The 20,828-nt window shown below is 67.6% G+C and carries 15 protein-coding genes; 4 read left to right on the top strand and 11 right to left on the bottom strand.

Annotated features, from left to right (window positions below; translation table 11 throughout):
• Window positions 1-14: 14 nt before the first annotated feature.
• From RN743_RS04210 to RN743_RS04175, 8 genes are all read right to left on the bottom strand, one after another.
• The gene (locus RN743_RS04210; protein WP_310776569.1) at window positions 15-1,085 is read right to left on the bottom strand and encodes an HNH endonuclease; all 1,071 of its coding nucleotides are present in this window, start codon (window positions 1,083-1,085) and stop codon (window positions 15-17) included.
• Window positions 1,082-2,281 carry an HIT domain-containing protein gene (locus RN743_RS04205; RefSeq protein ID WP_310776567.1) on the bottom strand — a complete coding sequence of 400 codons (1,200 nt, stop codon included), beginning with the start codon at window positions 2,279-2,281 and terminating at the stop codon, window positions 1,082-1,084. The genes RN743_RS04210 and RN743_RS04205 overlap by 4 nt, the downstream gene beginning before the upstream one ends.
• Entirely contained in the window at window positions 2,278-3,231 is a 954-nt protein-coding gene (locus RN743_RS04200) for a Kdo hydroxylase family protein (RefSeq protein WP_310776878.1), read from the bottom strand. The genes RN743_RS04205 and RN743_RS04200 overlap by 4 nt, the downstream gene beginning before the upstream one ends.
• Before the next feature lie 27 nt (window positions 3,232-3,258).
• Complete coding sequence (locus tag RN743_RS04195; protein WP_310776565.1) at window positions 3,259-3,705, bottom strand: RidA family protein; 447 nt, start codon at window positions 3,703-3,705, stop codon at window positions 3,259-3,261.
• A gap of 38 nt (window positions 3,706-3,743) precedes the next feature.
• Entirely contained in the window at window positions 3,744-5,867 is a 2,124-nt protein-coding gene (locus RN743_RS04190) for a PQQ-dependent dehydrogenase, methanol/ethanol family (protein ID WP_310776563.1), read from the bottom strand.
• Window positions 5,868-5,955: 88 nt separating this feature from the next.
• Complete coding sequence (locus RN743_RS04185; protein ID WP_310776561.1) at window positions 5,956-6,375, bottom strand: type II toxin-antitoxin system VapC family toxin; 420 nt, start codon at window positions 6,373-6,375, stop codon at window positions 5,956-5,958.
• Window positions 6,372-6,671, bottom strand: coding sequence for a type II toxin-antitoxin system prevent-host-death family antitoxin (locus RN743_RS04180; RefSeq protein ID WP_310776559.1), 300 nt, complete (start codon window positions 6,669-6,671; stop codon window positions 6,372-6,374). The genes RN743_RS04185 and RN743_RS04180 overlap by 4 nt, the downstream gene beginning before the upstream one ends.
• An 84-nt stretch (window positions 6,672-6,755) precedes the next feature.
• Complete coding sequence (locus RN743_RS04175; protein WP_310776557.1) at window positions 6,756-8,510, bottom strand: amidohydrolase family protein; 1,755 nt, start codon at window positions 8,508-8,510, stop codon at window positions 6,756-6,758.
• Between the two features lie 137 nt (window positions 8,511-8,647).
• On the opposite strand from RN743_RS04175, the gene RN743_RS04170 reads away from it, so the two are divergent.
• Window positions 8,648-10,729: a S9 family peptidase gene (locus RN743_RS04170; RefSeq protein WP_310776555.1), complete on the top strand. Its 2,082-nt coding sequence runs from the start codon at window positions 8,648-8,650 to the stop codon at window positions 10,727-10,729.
• A gap of 50 nt (window positions 10,730-10,779) precedes the next feature.
• Entirely contained in the window at window positions 10,780-12,009 is a 1,230-nt protein-coding gene (locus RN743_RS04165; RefSeq protein ID WP_310776553.1) for a CoA transferase, read from the top strand.
• Between the two features lie 58 nt (window positions 12,010-12,067).
• Here RN743_RS04165 and RN743_RS04160 read toward each other — a convergent pair whose 3' ends face one another.
• Window positions 12,068-13,417: a M24 family metallopeptidase gene (locus RN743_RS04160; RefSeq protein ID WP_310776552.1), complete on the bottom strand. Its 1,350-nt coding sequence runs from the start codon at window positions 13,415-13,417 to the stop codon at window positions 12,068-12,070.
• A 241-nt stretch (window positions 13,418-13,658) separates the two neighbouring features.
• On the opposite strand from RN743_RS04160, the gene RN743_RS04155 reads away from it, so the two are divergent.
• A complete protein-coding gene (locus RN743_RS04155) occupies window positions 13,659-14,774 on the top strand; it encodes an endonuclease NucS domain-containing protein (RefSeq protein ID WP_310776550.1) in 1,116 nt (371 codons plus the stop codon).
• A gap of 197 nt (window positions 14,775-14,971) precedes the next feature.
• A complete protein-coding gene (locus RN743_RS04150) occupies window positions 14,972-15,247 on the top strand; it encodes a hypothetical protein (RefSeq protein ID WP_310776548.1) in 276 nt (91 codons plus the stop codon).
• On the opposite strand, the gene RN743_RS04145 is transcribed toward RN743_RS04150, so the two are convergent.
• Entirely contained in the window at window positions 15,244-19,485 is a 4,242-nt protein-coding gene (locus tag RN743_RS04145) for a hypothetical protein (protein WP_310776546.1), read from the bottom strand. The two genes, RN743_RS04150 and RN743_RS04145, sit on opposite strands and share 4 nt — an antisense overlap.
• Window positions 19,482-20,774, bottom strand: a complete 1,293-nt coding sequence (locus tag RN743_RS04140) for an ATP-binding protein (protein ID WP_310776544.1) — start codon at window positions 20,772-20,774, stop codon at window positions 19,482-19,484. The genes RN743_RS04145 and RN743_RS04140 overlap by 4 nt, the downstream gene beginning before the upstream one ends.
• Window positions 20,775-20,828 lie beyond the last annotated feature (54 nt).

Genomic DNA, 20,828 nt, shown 5'->3' with positions numbered 1-20,828 from the left:
CCCGTCAACGCGAATCAGGCAGCCTCGTCGTCTACAGCGGTCAGTATCCTCCGCCAATCGCCCGACAGGCGCGTCAACTCGTTCGCTTGAACCCACACCTGTCCTCCGGCTCGCTGCACCTGGCCATAGGCCCAGCGAGCGATCTGAAGCGTCGCCCGCCAGTCATGGAGGACCCGGCTCTCCTCGAAGCCGGCCTCCAGTTCGTCCCGGCAAACGCGGTTCCGTTCCGTCCAGCGTTCGAGATGCTCTTCCGCCGCGAGCAGGTCGGACTTGCTCGAGTTACACCCCCGATGGGCCAATACGAAGTTGTGTCCCAGGTCGAGCGAGTATCGTCGCCACGGGATGAAGTGGTCGACATCGCCACCGGACTTGATGTCGCTCTCGCAGTAGAAGCAACGGCCACCTTGCACCGCCCTGAGGAGAGGACGATACGAGTCAAGCGAGGTGCGCTGAGAGCCGAAGAGGAACGACCGCAGATCGACGACCTGGCCGAGAAGCTGAGGGTTGAGCCGCTGAACGAAGTGGGACCAGGCTCCCTCGATCACGTCGGTGACCAGCGGATAGAACACCCGAAAGCAGTAGGCGACGCCGGATTGTAGCCGAACCGACCCGCCTCTATCGACGTTCTCGTACAGGAACTCGAGGCGTTCCGACCCGACCGTCTGCAACTTCCAGAGCGGCATCTTCCTTACCGTCTGCTCCACCCTCCGCCGGAGGTTGTCCCAATCCGGGCGGCTTCTCTCAAGCTCGGCCAGGGAGCCTTGGTAGCGGTTGTGGCGCTCGGCCAACTCGCGGACAACCAGTGCCTGTCGGCCCGTGTTCTGGTGCAGGATCCCCGCGTTGTCGCCGGCGGGGTACGGCATTGCCTGGGGCCAGTACAGCCGCACGAACTGCTCGGCAATGTCGGCGGTGGACAGTTCAAGTTCGTCCCCACTGTCGTCACCCTTGACGAGGCACAGGTCGGCGATGGCATGGAGCAGCGCGAACTTGTAACTGGACGTGAAGCTGCCCTCGTCGAGCAGGCGCTGGAGCGACCGGAGAAACTCGAGCTGCCCTTCGGCCGTCGGCGGCCGCGGCGCGTTCATGAGTCCCAGTACGCGGCGTGCTCGGGCAGGACCCAGCGAATCCCGCCTCTCGGGTCTGCCACATCTCCCTTGAAGCGGGGGATCACATGTATGTGGGCGTGCCCCACGGTCTGGCCGCCCGCCCGCCCCTCGTTGATCCCCACGTTGAAGCCGTCGGGATTGAGTTCCGCTTGAAGCCTTGCCCTCACGCCGGAGACGAGGCTCCATATGTCCGCCTGGACCTCGTCACTTCGGGCGAAGAAGGTCTCCGTGTGCTCTCTGGGGACTACGAGCGTGTGGCCGCGGCTCACCGGATACCGGTCCTCGACCGCGAGAGCATGCCGCGACTCGGCAACCACGGATTCCCTGGGCACATCGCAGAAGGGGCAGTCGGCCTTTTGGACGGCGGCACCACGCGAACTGGCGGTAGCCTCCCGGGTTTCTCGAGGCCACCAGATCATCCCTTCCATCAACTTCGTTTCATCTCGAGCTGCGGTCAGAGCGGAGATATCGTCCACGTGGCGGCCCATGACCACGGCGGACACCGCTGCGTCGAAGGCGTCCTCGGACGACATGGCCTTGCACGCGAGTGAGCCCTCTATTTCTGGCAGTCCCTGATCCAGATACGCCTGCCGCGCATCGAAATCGGACTTGTTCACCGGGCCCGTGAGCAGTCGCGGGTAGATCTCGATCACCAGTGGCATCCGGACTTCATGAAACGGCCAGATCGAGAAGCCCGCCGCGCGGAGCGTGGCCAGGTGAGGCATTCCTCGGATCGAGCCGGTGCCCACCGCACCGCCGCCGCCGATCTGGAACACGCTTTTGGGATTCGAACCCGTCTCCCCGGACACCTCTCGTTCGGTGTGCCGAAAATGGTGGCGCAGCTTCGGCTTCCCCTTTCCCGGTCTTCCCCAGAACGGGGGCGGGCAGCTGCTTAGCCATCCTTCTCCCTGGGTGGAGACGATGTCCCAAAGTTCTTCTATCGACGTCGCGCCCAGGTGCTCGGCGAACCAGAGGGGGAAGGAGAACCCGAAATCCAGGCCAACCACGACATCGGAGTCCGCCGCCGCGTCGTCGATCAGATGGCGGATCCATTCGCCGCGGTCGCGGCCGGACTCCAGGCGAGCCAGGCGTCCGTCCCGTACCTCGGCGAGCCAGATCTTCGACGACGCCCCCGATTTCGCGCCGGACCAGTCGACGGCGATGGCGCGGGTCATCGCCGTCCCGCGCCAGGAATGTTGGGGCCTCGGGCGTTCGGAGGAGGTCCGGCGCGGAGGATGTTGATGGGGGCGAGGTCGGGGTGGCGGCAGGCGGCCAGGCGGAGGATGAAGGTGTCGACGAGGGCGTGCTGGCCGGACAGGCTCGCGTGGCTGACCATGTCGGTGAGGACCATCCAGGCGGAGAAGGGCGGGAAGCGGACCTCCCGCCACGTCTCGTCCTGCTCCTGGAAGGACGGCGTGTCCTTCATGTAGTTGTGGAAGCGCCGCATGAGACGGTCGTACGGGCTGGAGTCCGCGAGCACCGCCTCACCCAGCCCCGCCTTCGCGATCCCCCGCAGCAGACGTCCGCGGAGACGGTCCACGGGGCCCCGCGCGAGCGAGCCGCCGTCCGCCACACCCGCCTCCGTCCCATAGAGGGCGAACACGTCGGGGAACGTCCCCTTCGTACACCACACGCGGTCCTCGTCCGGGTTCACGTTGACGAAGAAACGAAGAATCCGGTCCCCGTCGGTCGCCCCGTAGGCGCCGGCGTCGAAGTGGATGAGTTCGTTGCTCGCGTGCGGGGAGAGGCCGCGGCCCCGCTCCTGAATCGGGCGGAAGCTTGTCGTCCCCACCGTCCAGCCCTCGGTGAGCGCGGGCAGGCACTCCCGGAGGAAGGCGCGAACCCGGGCGCCGTGCGCAGTGAGGGTGTCGAGAACGGCATCCCGCAGCCCTCCGCGCGCCGCCACGCCGCGAAGGCGCCCGCTCTCCGGGTGGTAGCTGACGTTTTTTGCACGCAACTGGCGCGGGAGTTCCGTCCGCAGCCGCTCGAGATCCTCATCCGGCGGGAGTTCGAGCGGGCAGACGGGGAAGAGGACGATCTCCCCCCGCTCCAGCGCGTCGGCGAGATCGGGCCGCGGGCCGCGGACGGGCCCTGCCTCGGTGACCGGACCCCGCCCCGGGTTCAGGTGCCCCCGCTCAGTTGTGGGCGCGGATCAGTTGCGCGAGCCGATCGCCATCACTTCGAACCGCGCCCCGAACAGGAGGGGCCCGGAGCCGAGGAAGGCGCGCGCCGGGAAGTTCTCCGTGAAGTAGGTCCGGTAGACCTCGTTGAACACGTCGTAGAGAGCGACATCCGAGCAGAACACCTGCACCGAGACGAGGTCGTCCATCGTAATCCCGGCCTCTTCCACCGTGTTCTTGATCGCCTCCATGACGAGCCGGGCCTCCTCCTCCGCGTCGTTGGGCGGACGCCCGTCCACGAGTCCCAGCGACCCGGACACGAAGAGCAGGTCGCCCACCCAGACGGCGCCGCTGAAGGGAAGAACGCCCTCCTCGCTCGCGTGCCGCGGGTTGATGTACTCACGCTGGGCCGAAAGATCGGAAGCCATGGCCGCGAAACCTCCGGTGGCAAGAAGTGAGACCAGGATGAAGCGCTTCATGAGTCGGTTCCTCTTGTTGGGGTTCAGTGGTCGCCGGTTCAGTGGTCGCCATCTGCCGGCGTCTCGGCCGCCTCCGCGAGCGTCTCCCTCGCCTGCGACACGATGTAGGCCTGGATCGCCCGAACCTGCTCGGAATCGAGCAATCCCTCGTACGACGGCATCCCCTGCGCTTCGCGACTTCCTCCGAGCACGATGTCCTCGAAGTTGCGGTGCACGATGTCGGTCGACCGCTGCAGGTTCGGCATCGCGCCCTCCGAGCCGCCTCCGCCGCCATGACAGATGCCGCAGTACTGCCCGTACACGTCCGCCCCGCGCGCCAGCGACTCGGCGTCCGTGGGCAGGTCGAGGTCGGGCACGTTCGCGGGCCGCTTCCGCTGCGGCGTCGGCATGGGCTCCGTCCCGCCCAGCACGAAGGTGAAGACCCGCCCCCGCTGCTCGTAGTTCGCCGCGTCGCCGTAGGGAGATCCGCTGCGTCCGCGCGCGCCGCCCCAGCCGGCCGCCACGGACACGTGCTGCCGCCCGTCGACGAGGTAGGTCACCGGGCCGCCGAGGATGCCGAGGCCGGTGGAGACGTCCCACAACTGGTCTCCCGTCTCGGCGTCGTAGGCGACGAAGCGGCCGTCCCCGCCGCCCTGGAACACGAGGCCCGTCGTCGTCGTCATCGTGCCGCCGTTCCAGTAGCCGAGCTGGGGGACGGTCCAGCGCGCCTCCTGCGCCTTGGGGTCCCAGGCGACGAGGAACCCGGCGTCATCGCGGGCGCCGTAGCGGCTCCGGAGCCCGAGGTTGCTCACCGCGGGCCCGTAGCCGTGGTCCTCGATTTCGAGGTCCGTGAACACCCAGTCGGGCGGCTCGCTGCGCTCGACCCACCCCTCCTGGATCGGCAGGTACATGAGCCCCGTCTCCGGGTTGAACGACTGCGGCTGCCAGTTGTGGCCTCCGAGGGCGGCCGGCGTGATCAGCGTCCAGACCTCCGCGTGCACGGCTTCCGGCCGCTCGGTGGGGCGGCCGGTCTCGAGGTCGAGTCCCTCCGCCCAGTTCTGCACGATGTATTCCTGGCCCGACAGGAACTCGCCCGTCTCGGCGTCCAGGACGTAGAAGAAGCCGTTCTTCGGCGCCTGCATGATCACGCGGCGCATGCGGCCGTCGAACTCGAGATCGGCGAGCGTCATCGGCTGGACCGCCGTGTAGTCCCAGTGGTCGCCGGGCGTTGTCTGGAAGTGCCACACGTACTCGCCCGTCTGCGGGCGCAGCGCGAGGATCGAGGCGAGGAACAGGTTGTCGCCGCCCCCCGGGCTCCGGTGGCTGCGCGACCACGGGGACCCGTTGCCGGTTCCGATGTAGAGGAGGTCGAGCTCCGGGTCGTAGATGATGGAGTCCCAGGCCGTGCCGCCGCCGCCCGCGATCCACCACTCGCCGCTCCACGTCTCCGCCGCCATCTCCATGGTTTCGGACTCAAAGCCGTCCGCCGGGTTGCCGGGCACCGTGTAGGTGCGCCACACGAGTTCGCCGTCGTCCGCGTCGTACGCGGAGACGTAGCCGCGGACGCCGTACTCGGCTCCCCCGTTGCCGATGATCGCGAGCCCCTGCACCACGCGGACCGCGCCCGTGATCGTGTAGGCCTCGTTCGGGTCGATGGTGAGCGTCTCCCACACGACGTCGCCGGTCTCCGCGTCGAGGGCGACGAGGCGGCCGTCGATCGTGCCCACGATCACCTTGCCCTCGTAGAGCGCGACGCCCCGGTTCACCACGTCGCAGCAGGCGAGGCGCCCGCGGATGCGCGGGACGCCGGGGTCGTGGCGCCACAGCCGCTCCCCGGTGCGCGTGTCGATCGCGTGCACGACGCTCCACGGGGAACTGATGTACATGACGCCGCCCACGACGAGCGGCGTGGCCTCGACCCCGCCCCGCAGCTCGATGTCGTACGTCCACGCGAGGCCGAGACCGTCGACGTTGTCCCGCGTGACCTCATCCAGCGTGCTGAAGCGGTCCTCCGCGTAGTTGCCGCCGTAGGTGAGCCAGTTGCCATCCGGCCGCGCCGCCTCGAGCACGGCGTCCGTCACGTCGGCGGCGCTCCGCACGGCCGACGGCTCGGGCGGTGGCGCGTCCGCGGTGCAGGCGGCGACGGGAGCGAGGAGCAGCAGGGCATGGAGTCGCGTGCGCATGGTCTCTCCCGGTCACGGGGGTGGGGTACGGACCTCAACCGAACAGTGTACGATCTAACACTGTCCGATGTCCTCAGTCACGACCCGTTCAAAGGACCCTGAACCCCTCCCGCCTTGCCGCGTTGGAGAGGCGGTGGTCGCTGCTGACCAGCTCGAGCCGCTGCGGATCTTCGGCTGCAGCGGCAAGGGCTGCCGCCAACTGCAGCGCGTCCGCCCCCCGCAGCGGGTGAAGCCGAAGCAGTCTGATCGCACGGTTGCGAACCTGTTCGAGAGGCTCGACCTCTATCCAACCGGCGGCCAACCGCCGAAGCCGCTCCAGGGACCGGTCGAGCCCGCCGGGTTCGAAATGCTGCTCCCGGTGGAGACGGTTCAGGGCCGACGCGCATTCGACGCGGCTTCCCCACCACGTAACGATCGCCGGATCGTCCCGGATCGTGGCACGGCGCTCGGCGCTGCCCGCCTCGTCCACGAGAAGTGTCACGAGAGCCGACGAATCCCAGTATTTCAACGGCCCTCGGCGCGCTCGGCCACGATCATGTCGCTGGCGCTCACCCCTTCGGCGAGCCGCGGGGCGGGGACACTCAGGAAGCGTTCGACATCGAAGGGAGTGCGGGGAGGAGTCGCCACGCCCCGGCGTACGAGGTCCGCGACTTCATGGTCGCCGCCCAGATCGTCCGGGCGGCAAGGTTCGATTCGCGCCACGGGCTCTCCGCGATGCGTGATCAACACGGCTTCCCCGCGACGGACGTCGCCCAGGAGCCCGCTGAGGGCGTTCTTCGCTTCGCTGACGCTGGCTCGTCTCATCTGGCCATTCTGGCCATGTCGATATCGCCTGTCAAGCGTTCAGGCTCGCCCGCTCGAACGCAGCGGGGCTTTTGCCACGGGCTGCTAGTTCGCGGAGTTCCCGGGCCGGAGGATGACCTCGCCGGGGAGTTCGTCGGTGAACTCGCCCGCGTCCACCGTGAACACGCCGTTGACCATCACGTAGTCGACACCCTCGCTGAACCGGTCCGGCTCCAGCACGGTGGCCCGGTCCCGGAGCCGCTCGAGGTCGAAGACGACGAGGTCGGCCCGGTACCCTTCGCGGACGAAGCCGCGATCCTCCAGCCCGATGATCCGCGCTGGCAGCCCCGTCATCGAGCGGACCGCGAACGGAAGCGTGATCGCCTGCAGGTCCTTCACGTAGCGGGCGATCTTGCGCGTGAAGGCGCCGAAATGGCGGGGGTGCGCGCCGGGCCGCGAGGCGAACTCGGGCACGCCTTCGACCCCGCTCACGGCCGCGTCCGACGCCGTCGCCGTGTAGTCCTGCCGGTAGTAGTTGATGACGTCCGAGTCGTGGATTCCGTAGCCGCGCGTCCAGGCTCCGCCGAGCACCTCCGGGTACCCGTTGAGCGCCATGTGGACGACGACCTCCTGGTACGTGATGTCCAAGGTGCGCCCCAGTTCCTCCAGCGTGCGGCCCACCCAGGTCGAGTCGGGGTAGCCCACCACGACCACCCGGTCCGGCCCCCCGTTGTGGTCCACGATCCACTCGATGTCGCGGGCGATGAGGCCCCGGAGTTCCGGGTCGGCCCACCGGCGCTCCAGGTGCGCCCGGGCATCGTCGAACACCCCCGGGCGGTTGTAGACCGGGCTGTCCCTCCCGCCGCTCGTGTCCACGGTGTCGTGCACCAGGCTCCAGCGCGGGATCATGGGGCGCGCGCCCCCGCCGAACGTCTCGTAGGGGTAGACGTCGAGGTAGACTTCCAGCCCCTCCGCGCGCGCCCGGTTCACGACCAGCGTGTCCTGCCCGGAGCGGCCGAAGCTGGCGCGGCCCCGCGCCTTGTGGTGGCTCGCCACGACGCGGATCCCCGTTTCACGGGCGATGTTCACGGTCTCCGCCAGCCCCTCGTTCCCGTCCACGGGCCCCTCCGTCGCGGTGCTCGGCAGTTCCCACAGCGGCATGGCCGCCTCGCTGCGCTGGTGCGCGACGTAGAAGCCGTCGTAGGGGGCCACGGCCCCGGCGAGGGCGATGACCTCCTCCGGCGTGCTGTAGCGGGCGGGGCGGTACTCGACGCCGGCGCCCAGCCCCCACGCCCCCGACTCCATTCCCTCGCGCACGAGCGCCTGCATGCGGGCGATCTCGTCCTCCGTCGCCGCACGCCAGTAGTCGTTGCCCATCACTTCGGCGCGCACCGTGCTGTGGCCGACCATGGGGACGAAGTTCATCGCGTGTCCCAGCTCGCGGAGAGCCGCGATCTCCGCGCTGAGCGGCCATGACTGATTGCGGCCGTCCGGCCCGCCGATGACCGTCGTGAGCCCCTGGCTGTTCAGGCTCTTCGCCCGCCGGGCCTCCAGGTGCTCGGAGGTCATGGCGCGGTCGGCGTGCGAGTGCAGGTCGATGAACCCCGGCACGACGTACATCCCTGTCGCGTCCACGACCCGCCGCGCCGTCGCGTCGCCGAGCCTCCCGATCCGCACGATCCGGTCGCCGGCGACGGCAATGTCCGCCTCGAACCACGGGTCCCCCGTGCCGTCGATCACGCGCCCGTTCCGGATGAGGATGTCGTATTCCTGGCCGGAAAGCGGGAGGGGGAGGGCGCCCGCCGCGAGGGCGGCGCTCGTAACCAGGAAGGCGGCGCACGGTGCGGTAAGCCGAATCATGTCAATCACCCCGGGGAAGCAACGCGGCACTGTCGGACGACCCTGACCAGCCGGACGATAACGCGACGGTTGCCCGCGGGTCGAATCGGGGAGATATGTTTCGGGCCCTGTCCCCTGTCCGATCCCGGGAGCCGACGATGCGCGAGACGAGCGAGAAGAGCGAGAAGAGCCTTCACAAGATCCGAATGACGAAGTTCGCCCTGGTCCTGTTCGCCTTGGTCCTGCTCGCCGTGTCAGGCACGCTGAGCGCGGGTCCCCTGGCCGGGCAGGGCCGGTTCGAGCCGATGGATGTGTTCCAGATCGAATACGCCGCGGACCCGCGGATTTCGCCCGACGGCAGTCAGGTGATCTACGTCCGCACGTCCATGGACATCATGCGGGACGCGAAGAAGTCCGAGCTGTGGATCATGAATGCCGACGGGTCGGATCACCGGCGCGTGGGGGTGGGCGGGTCCCCGCGCTGGTCGCCCGACGGGATCCGGATCGCCTACACGGACGACGGCCAGATCCATGTGCGCTGGATGGATACAGGCGAGGAAGCCACGCTCACGCAGCTCATCGAATCGCCGCGCGGGCTCCGCTGGTCGCCGGACGGGCGCTACCTCGCGTTCAACAAGCTCGTTCCCTATCCGCCGCCGAGCCTCGCCCCGCCGCCCAGGCCCCCCGCCGGGGCGGAGTGGGCCGATCCCCCCATCATGGAGGACCGCTTCAAGAACCGGCAGGACGGCGTCGGATATCTCGATTTCGGCTTCGATCATCTCTTCATCGTCCCGGTCGAGGGTGGGACGCCCACGCAGGTCACATCGGGCGACTTCCAGCACCAGAGCCCGGCCGCCTGGACCCCGGACGGCGCGAGCCTCGTCTTCTCGTCGAACCGGAACGACGACTGGATCCACGACTACCGCAATTCCGAACTCTACATCGTCTCCGTCGCCACCGGCGAGGTGCGCGCCCTCACCGACCGCCCCGGACCCGACCGGAGTCCGGCGGTATCTCCCGACGGGCGGCAGATCGCCTTCGTGGGCTACGAGGACCGCACGCGCACCTACCAGGTGAGCCGGCTCCAGGTGATGAACCTGGACGGAAGCGGGCGGCGCGTCCTCACGGGCGGTCTCGACCGCAGCGTCTCCAGCCCGGTGTGGGCCTCCGACGGGAGCGGCATTTACTTCCAGTACGACGACGAGGGGAACTCGAAGGTCGGCTTCGCCACGCTCGACGGTGACCTCGAAGTGCTGGCGGAGGACCTGGGGGGCACGTCCTACGGCCGTCCGTACGGCGGCGGGTCCTTCAGTGTCGCCGACGACGGGAGCTTCGCGCTCAATCAGACCCGTCCCGAATCGCCGGGAGAGGTCGCCGTGGGCGCGAGGGGCCGCGGCGTGCGCCGCATCACCTCGCTGAACGAAGACCTGCTCGCGAACCGTCAACTCGGCGAGGTCGAGGAGATCTGGTGGGATTCCTCGTTCGACGGGCGTCCCATCCACGGGTGGATCGTGAAGCCGCCCGACTTCGATCCGGCCCGGCGCTATCCCCTCATCCTCGAGATCCACGGCGGGCCCGTCTCGAACTACGGAGACCGCTTCTCCGCCGAGATGCAACTGCTCGCCGCCGCCGGCTACGTCGTCCTCTACGCGAACCCGCGCGGCAGCACGAGCTACGGCGAGGAGTTCGCGGACCTCCTCTATCACAACTACCCCGGGCAGGACTACGACGACCTCATTTCCGGCGTCGATGCCGTCATCGAGCGGGGGTACATCGACGAGGACAACCTCTTCGTCACCGGAGGGAGCGCCGGCGGCATCATGACGGCCTGGATCGTCGGCAAGACGGACCGCTTCCGGGCCGCGGTCGCCCAGAAACCCGTGGTCAACTGGATCAGCAAGACGCTCACGGCGGACAACTGGTACGGCTACTACCACAGCCGCTACGAGGGGCTGCCGTGGGAGAACCCGGACGCGTACTGGGAGTTCTCTCCCATCTCGCTCGTGGGCGACGTGAACACGCCCACGATGATCATCACGGGGGAGGAAGACCTGCGGACGCCGCTCTCGGAGTCGTACCAGATGTTCCACGCGCTCAAGCTGCGCGGGATCGACACGGCCGTGATCCGCCTGCCCGGCGCGTCGCACGACATGAGCCGCCGCCCGAGCCAACTGATGGCCAAGATCGCGAACATCGTCGCCTGGTTCGACAAGTACCGGACGCCGCCCGCCACGAGTTGACGCCCTCGGACCTGTCGTCGAACGCCGCCCCCGAACCCGGGAGATCACGCATGAGCGACGCCGGCCGGCCGCTGGCGGGAGTGCGCGTCCTTGCCCTCGAACAGTACATGTCCGCCCCCTACTGCTCGCTCCTGCTCGCGGACGCGGGGGCCGAGGTCATCAAGATCGAGCGTCCGGGCCTGGGGGACCCGCGCCGGTCCATCCCTCCCTTCGTGGAGCGGAACGGCGTCCGCATGGGCGTCGGATTCATGGCCTACAACCGGAACAAGAAATCCCTCGCGCTCAACCTCAAGAGCGACGAGGGACGCGATCTCTACCGTTCCCTCGTGGCGAAGTCCGATGTCGTCGTGGAGAACCTGCGGCCGGGGTCCGTCGACCGGATGGGCCTCGGCTACGAGGCGCTGGCCGAGCTGAACCCGGGGCTCGTGTACGCCGCCGTGTCCGGGTTCGGGAGGCTGCCCGGGCGCGAGGGCCCGTACGGCGACTGGCCCTCGTTCGACGTCGTGGCGGAGGCGATGGGGGGCGTCATGCACATGATCGGCTTCGCCGACAAGCCGCCCTCGCCCTCGATCTACGGGATGCCGGACCTCTACGCGGGGATGGCCGCGGCGCACGGCGTCTCGATGGCGCTCTACCGGCGCACCATGACGGGGAAGGGTCAGTTCATCGACTCCGCCATGTACGACGGCGTGCTGTCGCTGAACGAGCGCATGGTCTCGCTCGCCGCCAACACCGGGGCGCGGCCGAGGCGGGGCGATCCGCCCGGTTTCTACCCGCGCGGGCCGATGCCGGTGAGCGACGGATACGTCGCCTTTACGATCCCCGATGACATCATGTGGCGCCGCTTCTGCCGCATGCTGGAACGCCCCGACCTGCTGGAGGATCCCCGCCTGGATTCCCCCGACGCGCGCACCGAGAACCGCGCGCTCCTCGACGAGGTCGTCCGACCGGTGTTCGCCGAACTGACCCGCGACGAGGCGGTGCGGCGGCTTCAGGATGTGGGCGTCCCCGCGGGGCCCGTGCAGACCTCCGACGACCTGCTCGAGTGTCCGCAACTCGAGGCGCGCGGCGTGCGGGTCACCGTGGACTACGACGGACTCGGAGAACTCCAGTTCGTCCGCACCCCGCTCCTCACCTCCGACGCTCCCGACGTCCCCGTGAACCCCGCGCCCACCCTCGGCCGCGACACCCGCCAGATCCTCACCGAAATCCTCGACCTCCCCGACGCCGAGGTCTCCCGCCTCGCGGAGGAGTCCGTGATCGGGGCAGCGGCGGAATAGCCGAACCAGCGCCGGGGACGTTCCCGCGGGAACGTCCGGATTCGCGCCCGGCGCGTCGCTACCGGATCAGGTGCAACTCGGTCTGCCGGCGGAGCATCCAGCGGATCTCGCCGTCTAGTGTGATCTCCGCTTCCTCTTCCTGGGCCATGCGGACAGGCTGGCCGTCCCACTCGGGTACCGGCGTCGTGACCTGGAGTTCGGTCGAGAACCACATGCCGGGGATCACCGGCGGGTCGCCGCGGCCGGGCACGCCCGTCTGGTAGTCCCACAGTCCGATGAGCGGTCCCGCGCCGTGGCCGTGGTCGCCGATCGGGTGCGTGTACATCGTCCCGTTGAGTCCCTCCGCCCTCATCTTCTCCAGCACCGAAGCCAGGATCTCGTTTCCGGTGCGGCCGACCTTCGTCTCCTCGAGCAGGATGTCCTGGAGGCGGTTCGAGTTCGCGAGCGCCTGCCTGAGCCCGGCCGGCGCTTCCGTCTCGCCCTCCCGGAGGACGTAGGCCATGTGCTGCGTGTCCGTCGCGAGCCCGAACGCGACGAGCCCGAAGTCGCAGTGGAGGACGTCGCCCCGCTCGATCACCGGCGCCGTCACGCCGCTCATGTCCGCGCCGCGCCGCTGCACCGAGACCGAGGGCTGGAACCAGGAGTCGAGGCCCAGATCGTGCACGCGCTGCCGCATCCACCATACGACATCGGCGGTCGTGGTCCGGCCGGGGACGATGACGACCTCCGAGAAGGCGGTGCCGATGATCTCGTGCACAACCGCCTGTACCCGCCGGTAGACGGGGGTCATGGCGGGAACGCGCATGGCGAGGTACTCGATCGCCAGCAGGGGCTCGCGGACCACGCGGCTCGCGAGATCGGCGCCGAGCGCGGCCTCCATCTGCTCCCATTCACCGGCCGAAAGCCCGTCGGCGAAGTTGTGTTCGTGCGAGATGTTGACGGCGATCCGCCCCGGGTCGCGCTCCCGCACCATGTCGGCGAACAGGTCCCACTGGTCGGAGCCCCAGAGCTCCGCCTGCCTCCCGTCCGGCGCCGTGGCCGTCGCGCGCACGGCCTCGTACACGCCTCCCTGCGAGCTCCCGCCGAGCGCCAGACGTTCCACGCCGTGCTGCGGCCCCCGGTCATGGAAGATGTAGATGGTCCGCCGGCGCGCCGCGAAGGTGGTCGGGGAGACGAGAGCCCGGAAGACGGGGTCCTCGTTGTATTCCCGCATTGCCACGACCCACATGTCCACGCCGTGCTTCCGCATTAGCATGGGCAGGTTCGTCTCGAGCCGCTCCGCCAGCCACGCCTGCTGCGTCCGCGCCTGCTCCCGAAGCGTCCCGAAGGGCCGCTCCGGCAGGTAGTCCCGCGCCTGCGCCTCCAGCGCGGTCACCGAAGCTTGCAGCATCCCGCCCAGCGACAGCACTACCGCCGCGAGGATCCTTCCTCTCGGTGGAGTGGCTCTGCGGTGACTGCGGGAGACATGGTGCCCTTGCTCGTAATCGGTGCTTGTGCCCCAAGCGGATCCAGCGGCGTGCGGTGCGATCATCGGCATCGTCTGTCCTCGCATCGTGGAGTCAGGAATCGGTATCCCGTTGCTCTCCCTGGGTCGGAGCCGTCACTCTTGCGGCCCGGCGGACGGTGACATCCAGAACCAAGGTGCGCGGATGAGAGTGTTCAGTATAGGGACGGACGACAGCTTTACGGAGTACGAAACCAGGCAGTTCGAAGCAGCACACGAAGAGGCGGTGCTCCAGAAGTGGCTGGAAGCGAACCCCGACGGAATCCTGGACGATGGCAAGCTTCTGATCATCGGGCGGGAAGTCCTGACCGACCTCGGCGGGTTCATCGACCTGCTCGGCCTGGATCGTCAAGGGAACGTCGTGGTCGTGGAACTCAAACGCGACCGGACACCGAGGGACACGATCGCGCAGGCTCTCGAGTACGCGGCCTACGCGGAGCGATTGGACGCCGATGCGCTGGAGCGGATCCTTCACGCCTATGAACAAGATCATTCGCTCAGCCTCGCCGACCAGCACCGGAAGTGCTTTGATCTCGATGAGGCGGAGGCGGTGGCCTTCAACAAGGACCAGAGGCTCGTCATCGTCGGACAGACGGTAACTCCTCAGATCCGACAAACAGCAGCGTTCCTGGGGTCGAAAGGCATCCGCGCCACATGCGTCGAGTTCACTTTCTTCCAAGCCGATGGCGGTCGCCGTCTGCTGTCCCAGGAGATCGTCGTCAGAGAAGGGGGTGCGAAACCCGATCCGGTTTCCGGTTCTCGCCCTATCGTGACGGAGCCCATGTTTCTCGAGTCCTGTGACGACCACGGCAGAGCAGTCTTTTCTCGCATTCTGGAGTGGGCGAGAAGCCATGACATGCCGATCCGGTGGGGAACGCGGGGTTTCTCCGTGGGTGTGGATGTCGACGGAAGCCGAGTTGTAGTCTGCTACGCGTACCCGCCCGCCGCCGTATACCGGCAAACGCTCTATACGAACTTTCACCACGGTTCCGGCTTCCCGAAAACTGCAGTCCCCGGGGAGCAGGTCGACTCTCTTCGCCAGGGAGCAGAGGCAACGGATCTATTCGTCGAGGCGGGCCGGGAGCTCAAGTGCCACATCGACCGCGCGTTCTCAGACGACGAAGTGTCCCGACTCATGCAATGGCTGGAGTCCGTGCGACGGGCGATCGTTACGTGGGGTCCTGAGACGCCGACTCAATCGAGCGACGTTTCCGGCGATGGGTTGACACCGCTCGGCGCGCGTCCGGGGAAGGACAGATGATCCAGAGGCCGGCACCGTCCCTAGCGTGCCCCGCCAGTCGACAATTCCCGCTGGCGCCACGGTTTCCCGCTTGGCGGAGGAGGCCGTGATCGGCATTGCGGCGGAATAGCCGAACAGGCGCTGGAGACGTTCCCGCGGGACGTCTCGCTCGCTCAAACCGCCGCGGACCAGACACGTCACAGCGACGGAGACGTTACATGCACGACGAAGGCACTCAGATCCCGATGATCTGCGGGCTCAGCTTCGACTCCGATGTCCGAGACACCAATCCCAATGCCACGCATCACCGACGTGTTCGCTTCAAGGTAGGCTGGAAGAGAGCAGTGAACGGTGCTGACTATGGCAAACAGGCGCTCAGGGAGCTCACGTGGGAGAACCTCGGCTGGCGTCTCGGCAGACTCCTGGGCTCGACTTCCGAAGAAACCATCAACGACATGTACGACCTGTGCGTGAGACAGCAGGCGGGCGATTAGTCGGGGTCGATGCGAGTATACCTGCCGGATGGGCTGACGTCGATTACGATGACGCCGACCTTCGCCCGCTGGCTGGGTTCAAGTTGCGCCTCAAGGCGCTCCCGAAGCTCGGCCGGTGTGCGCGGCAAGAGTCCACACGGCGGCATTACTCTGGTATAGTCCGGTCCGAACCACAGCACCAGATAGATGCCGTAGCCCTCCGATTCCGGCGCCCTCGCGTACTTGGCCACGAGTTGTTCGTCCGCTGCTCGCCAGACATCGCGGTGCGAGTTCTTCTTGATCTCCACCGGAATAGCGATTCGCGAGCCGCACGCGATCCGAATGTCCGCCCGAGTTTCATCGGCGTACTGTGCTTCGGATTGCACATCCGCGCCGTGCGGTTGAAGCCGCAACGCCAGGTCGGAGAGAAGCGCATCCCGACAATCGTTCTCGTGCTGCGGTTTCACTAGCCGACGCGTCTCCGGATCGCGATGCCAGTACTGTCGCCAGTCGTTCGTTGAATCGTCTCGGATTCGCCGGGCGAGTTCCTCCAGCGTGTCGAGCACGAGGGCGGCGAGGTCCGCCGCGCTCGCTGGCCGTCCGCCTCGGAGCGTCTCCTGAATCGAGGCCAGCGCGGGCATCCGGTGTTTCGCCGCTCGGAGTCTCTCGGCCTGCGTCTCCCGAGCCTGAGCCAGTTCCCAGCGCCAGCCATCGAGGGTCGGATCTTCGGCGAGGGATTCCAACGCGGCGGCGGCCTCGTCGTCGCCGCGCGCGGCGAGCGTACCGATCAGACGGCTGAGCAGCGGCTCGGCCCGGAGCCGCGCCACCTGCTTGTCGCTGAGGAAACCCACGCCGCCGGGTGGATCGAAGCGTCGCGTGCGCCGACCGATCGTCCGAAGCAAGTGGGCCAACTCCTCTGCCTTCCATTTGTCGAGCGGGAGGGAGCCCCGAAACCGGTTGCTGGGCGACACGAAGAAATCGACCACGTGGTGTATGCGCGGGTCCCGCCCGTCGGTTGCGTAGTCGACGAGTTCGGGCAGGATCTCTTCTCGGGCCACGAACAGCCCCGCGCACAGCCACTGAATCCGCTGCGCCACATCCATACTTCGGCGCCGCAGCCGCTTGCGGACGACGTCGGCGAATTCCGCGGGTGGCATGTTCCGCGGGTCGAGGGCGGCCCAAAGCACCAGACGCAGAGTCTCGACTTGCGGTTCCGTGCAGCGGCTGGGGAAAACGCCGAACATCCTCGGCACGGCGAGCGGCGCGACTTCCGCATAGGCCGGATCCCGGCTAAGGTCGCGGATCTGCCGGTCCGGCCCTGCCTTCTTCCGCACCTGGGCGCGGTGTACGGCGATGATCGCGTCCGCCACCGCCTCGGGATTCGATTCGAGGGCACTACGGTACCAGCGAGGCCCCCCGGGCCCGTCGCGATCATCCGATGAGTCACCAACGGTGCGGCGCGAGAACAACGAAACGTGTTGCCCCCAAGTGAGGTAGTAGCCAAGCGCTCGCCTCAACCCCGCTTCGTCGAGGAGCAGCAACGGATCGTGCCCCGCGCGCTCCTCCTCTGCCAAGCCCGCGAGAAAAGGCAGGGCGAAAAAGGAAAACCGTCCATCACCGTACGTGCGGGCGGCCTCGGGTAGATCATGCAGGTCATGGCGCGACAACAGTTTGCGAAACCCGGTCAGCGCTGCGCGCAAGAGCGCGTCGTCGCCATCGAGTCGTTGGCGTAGCGGAGCCAGTGGATCGGTACTGGCTCCGGCGTCGTCCAGCCCATCGAAGTAGACCTGCGCGAGTTCATTCAAGAGGGCCGGGCGACAGCGTCCCTCCGCCAGTTCCACCGCGTGCTCCCGCACCGCGGTCACGTATTCCCTGCGCCGCTCCCGGACGAGGCTCGCGACGGTCGAATCCCGCTCCTCCCTCTCGGCTTCCTCCCGTTCCCAATCCGCCTTGGCGATCATCCGCCTGGTGTTCCACTCCCGGAGGGTTGGGTTGATCCGCACGGCTCGGGCTACTTCTTCGTCGGACATCGGCGGTCCCCAGCCGCTTCTCGAACGAATCGCCCACCAAGCGAGCTCCTCCGCGATTCTTGGTCGCCTGCCCGCCAGCTCAATGGCCCGCCCGAGGCACCACTGCCGAAACCTCGGCTGAGCTTCGTCTCCCACGAATTTTCGGCCGATCGATTGGTCGAGCGCCCTGCGCCCAACATCGTCCTCCCTCTCCCCCAGGCCGCGTTCGATGAGCTTGTACTGGACGGCTTGGTGTGTACTCAGCCACGTATGGATCCGCTCAGAGAGTTCGGGGAAGAAGTCGACCGCCAATACGTTGTGGCAGTGGGCCGGGACTAGTCCCGTGCGGTTCGGAGCGGCGTTCACGAGCGCAAACCAACGGTGAAGTTCCGCCACGGTCATGGATTCGCCGAACAGTTCCAGCCCCCGCGCGAGCAGTTCAAGCACGATGGAACCGAGCCCGTCGTCCGCCAGCCTCGGAAGCACCTCCTGGGCGCGGTCGCAAAGCGAGTCGAGCAACAGCCGGATCTGCTCCGGATCCGACTCATCGACGAGGGTGCTCCAGAACATGCTGTAGGACGTGGCACCCGGGACACGGGGTCGCGTGGCCAAGTGCTCCCAGATCTCGGTGGGGCGTAGGGCCTGCGGATACAGCAGCCCGAGCAGAGTCCCGAGCAGTTCAAGATCCTGGTCCGGCAGGCGATCCGATTCAATGTCGGACAGAATTCCCCGCAGCGCGGAAGACCGGTCCGGCCCGGTGAGAAGGCGGTCGAGGGCATCGAGGGCCTTGCACCGAACGTGGCCACGCCAACTATCGTCGCGAACGATTCGGAGCAGTGCGCGGCGCTCCAGGTCGTAGTCCGTTGCCGAGGTCCGACCAGGACCGGCAGTCGACGAATGAAGTTTGTGCCTGTAACCGGCGAGCAGTCGAGCGACGAGGTTCTGCCTGGCGTCGGTTCGAACCGGAGAGGAGGTCAGTTCCCATAGCGGCGACCGGTCCGGGCTCCCGGCGAGGGCGCCGAGCGCGATGGACGATGGCCACACAATGGGTAGGCTGGGGCTGTTTTCGAGCTGAGCCAACAATTCCTGCCGCTCGCCCGGCGTGAAGTCGGTCGTGTCGCCGCCAAACGCCACGGCGACCGGATCCGCGGGGATCAGAAGAGTTCGCGCGTCTGCATTCAGAGACGCGAGCCACGCTGAAAGACCTCGGAGGTCCGGAACCGGGATGCCGTCGTGCCCCAACAAGAGCGACAGCACTCGCCGTAGAGTAGTTCCGCGAGGCGCACGGATCCGTCCGTCCAGGTATCTGGCAGCCAGGAACTCCGCCACGAGCCGATGGACGGGCGTTCGACACGTGGCCGAGCCCGCGAACAACCCCGATTCCAGGGCAGCGAGTAGCTCGTCCCGGCCCCCGCCGTCCTCGACATCGCGCAACGAGAGGAGGTCGGGATCGTCCGTGTCCGTTGTCGTCCAGCCCTCCTTACCGGTGAGCAGGAGGAGAGCAGAAAGCAGTCCGGCGGCGCGCAAGACGGCGTCCCGACCCGGCTGTCCCACCGCGCGGCGGGCGTCCTGATGTTCGGGATTCCGCTCCGTCGAGAGTTCGCGGCACGCGTTCTCGAATGCGGCTCGGGGGCTGTCGGGCCAGCCATCCGCCTCCACTGCGTCCAGTAGGACCGCGAGCAACTGCGGATTCCACAGGAAGGCGTCCAGCCCGTGTTCCAACGCCTCGAACATGAACTCGTCGGCATCATCTCTTCGGTTGGAAACGAGACAGCGAACGTTGTTGCGAGACAGACGGTTCAGTTCCAGGATCCGAAGCGACGCAGCCCCTGGGAGGGAGGAGAGTTCCCTCCGGTCTCCCCGCTCGAGCCAACTACCGGAGCGGCACGACAGGCGGAACGGTGGATTCCCCAGCGCCTCCAGCCGGGCCACGATCCTGTCGAGTGGCGATCTGGGATCCGCGCTGCTCGCGCGCACTTCATCCAGTCCGTCGATGAAGAGGGGTCCCGCTTGCCATTCGGGATGGCGCTCCGGATCCCGGTTGATGAACCGCCGAGCCGGAATCGGGTCGGGAGCTTGCACATGCCGAGCTTCCGTCTCGAATTCCGTGCTCTTGCCCAGACCCGGCTCTCCCAGGAGGACGTAGCTGTGGTCCGAGCGGAAGTCGCTCAGCGAGAGGCCCTCACGGCCGAGCCGCTTGTCAGCGTGCGGCTCGATCAGGCTGACGGTGCGCGTCACGGGCGAGTTCACAACTCCTCCAGCCATTCCTCGGCGCTCAGCGACAGGAACTCGTTGAGCGGAACTCCGCCCGTGCCCACGAGCAGTGTGCGAGCGTCGCGGAAGCGTTCCCGGAAGGCTTTCAGCCCGGACGCGCCTCCCGGCCGGCCGCTCTTCACCTCTATCCCAAGCACGTGGCGACCGCGCTCAACGACGAAGTCCACCTCATTCGCCCGCTTGGCTCGATCCCGCCAGTAGTGAATCCGCGTGCCTGCGTCCCGCGTGTTCCACAGGTGGGCGCCCACCGCGCTCTCGACGACGCGCCCCCAGTAGTCGGAGACCGCCATCGCTTCCTCAAGAGAATAGCCCGACGCCGCCGTCATCAGCGCCGTGTTCAGGACGTTGAGCTTCGGAGAGGCGGCTCTGCTCCGGTGCGGGGACGGCGCGTACCTGGACAGTCCGGTGACGAGGCCCGCGTCAGATAGCTCTTCCAGATACTGCGCCACGGTCGTCACGTTTCCCGCGTCTCGTAGCTGCCCAAGCAGCTTGTTGAAAGACATGATCTGGCCGGAATGGCGCGGAGCCAGGTCCATCAACTGGCGCATGAGGGCCGGCTTCCGCACTCGAGTCAACTGGACGATGTCCCGGTCGATCGCCGGCGTCGTGATCGCGTGCGCAATGTGCCGCCGCCACGCATCCAGCTGCCAGGCGCCGGGTCGACCCTGAATGGAGCCCGGATAGCCGCCGAGGAACACGTACTCGTCCAGCGTAAGGTCGAAGGCCCGCGCCATCTCCAGGAGCGACCAGTGGGCCACGGGCAGGGGATCGAAACGACCCGCGAGACTCTCGTTCAGCCCGGTCAGCAGGGACCACGGCGCCGACCCGAGGATTGCGATCCGCAGCGGGCGTTCCGACCGCCGGTCCCCGTCCCAGAGTCCCTTGACGACGTTCGACCAGCGCGGGATGCTCTGAATCTCATCGAGGATCAGCACCAGACCCTGCTCCACCCGCTCCGCCGCCCGGCGGGCGCTCTCCCAGATCTCGACCAGCCACCGCGCATCGAGCGAGCCACCCGCCGGGATCGTGTCCACGCCGTCCAGTAGACCCGGTGCGTGGAATTCCTCGGGCGTGGGATCGTCGAGCGGGACGTACCAGCACAGTCGCCCGGACGCCTCCAGCCGCCGGCGCGCCTGGAGGGCGATGGTCGTCTTGCCGGTCTGGCGGGGCCCTGTGATCGCGACGATCCGCATGGCATCGTCGTTTTCCAGCATCCGCACAAGCCGCGCCACATGGGGGCGTTCGAAGCCATTCATGACGACCATGATACGTTACTGAGTAAATCTAATCAATCACGTATCTTTCTGGTTCGAGGGCGG

The organism is Candidatus Palauibacter scopulicola (assembly GCF_947581915.1).
Lineage (GTDB): Bacteria > Gemmatimonadota > Gemmatimonadetes > Palauibacterales > Palauibacteraceae > Palauibacter > Palauibacter scopulicola.
Note: the sequence above shows the minus strand (reverse complement) of the source record. Positions and strands in the feature narration are given on the sequence as shown.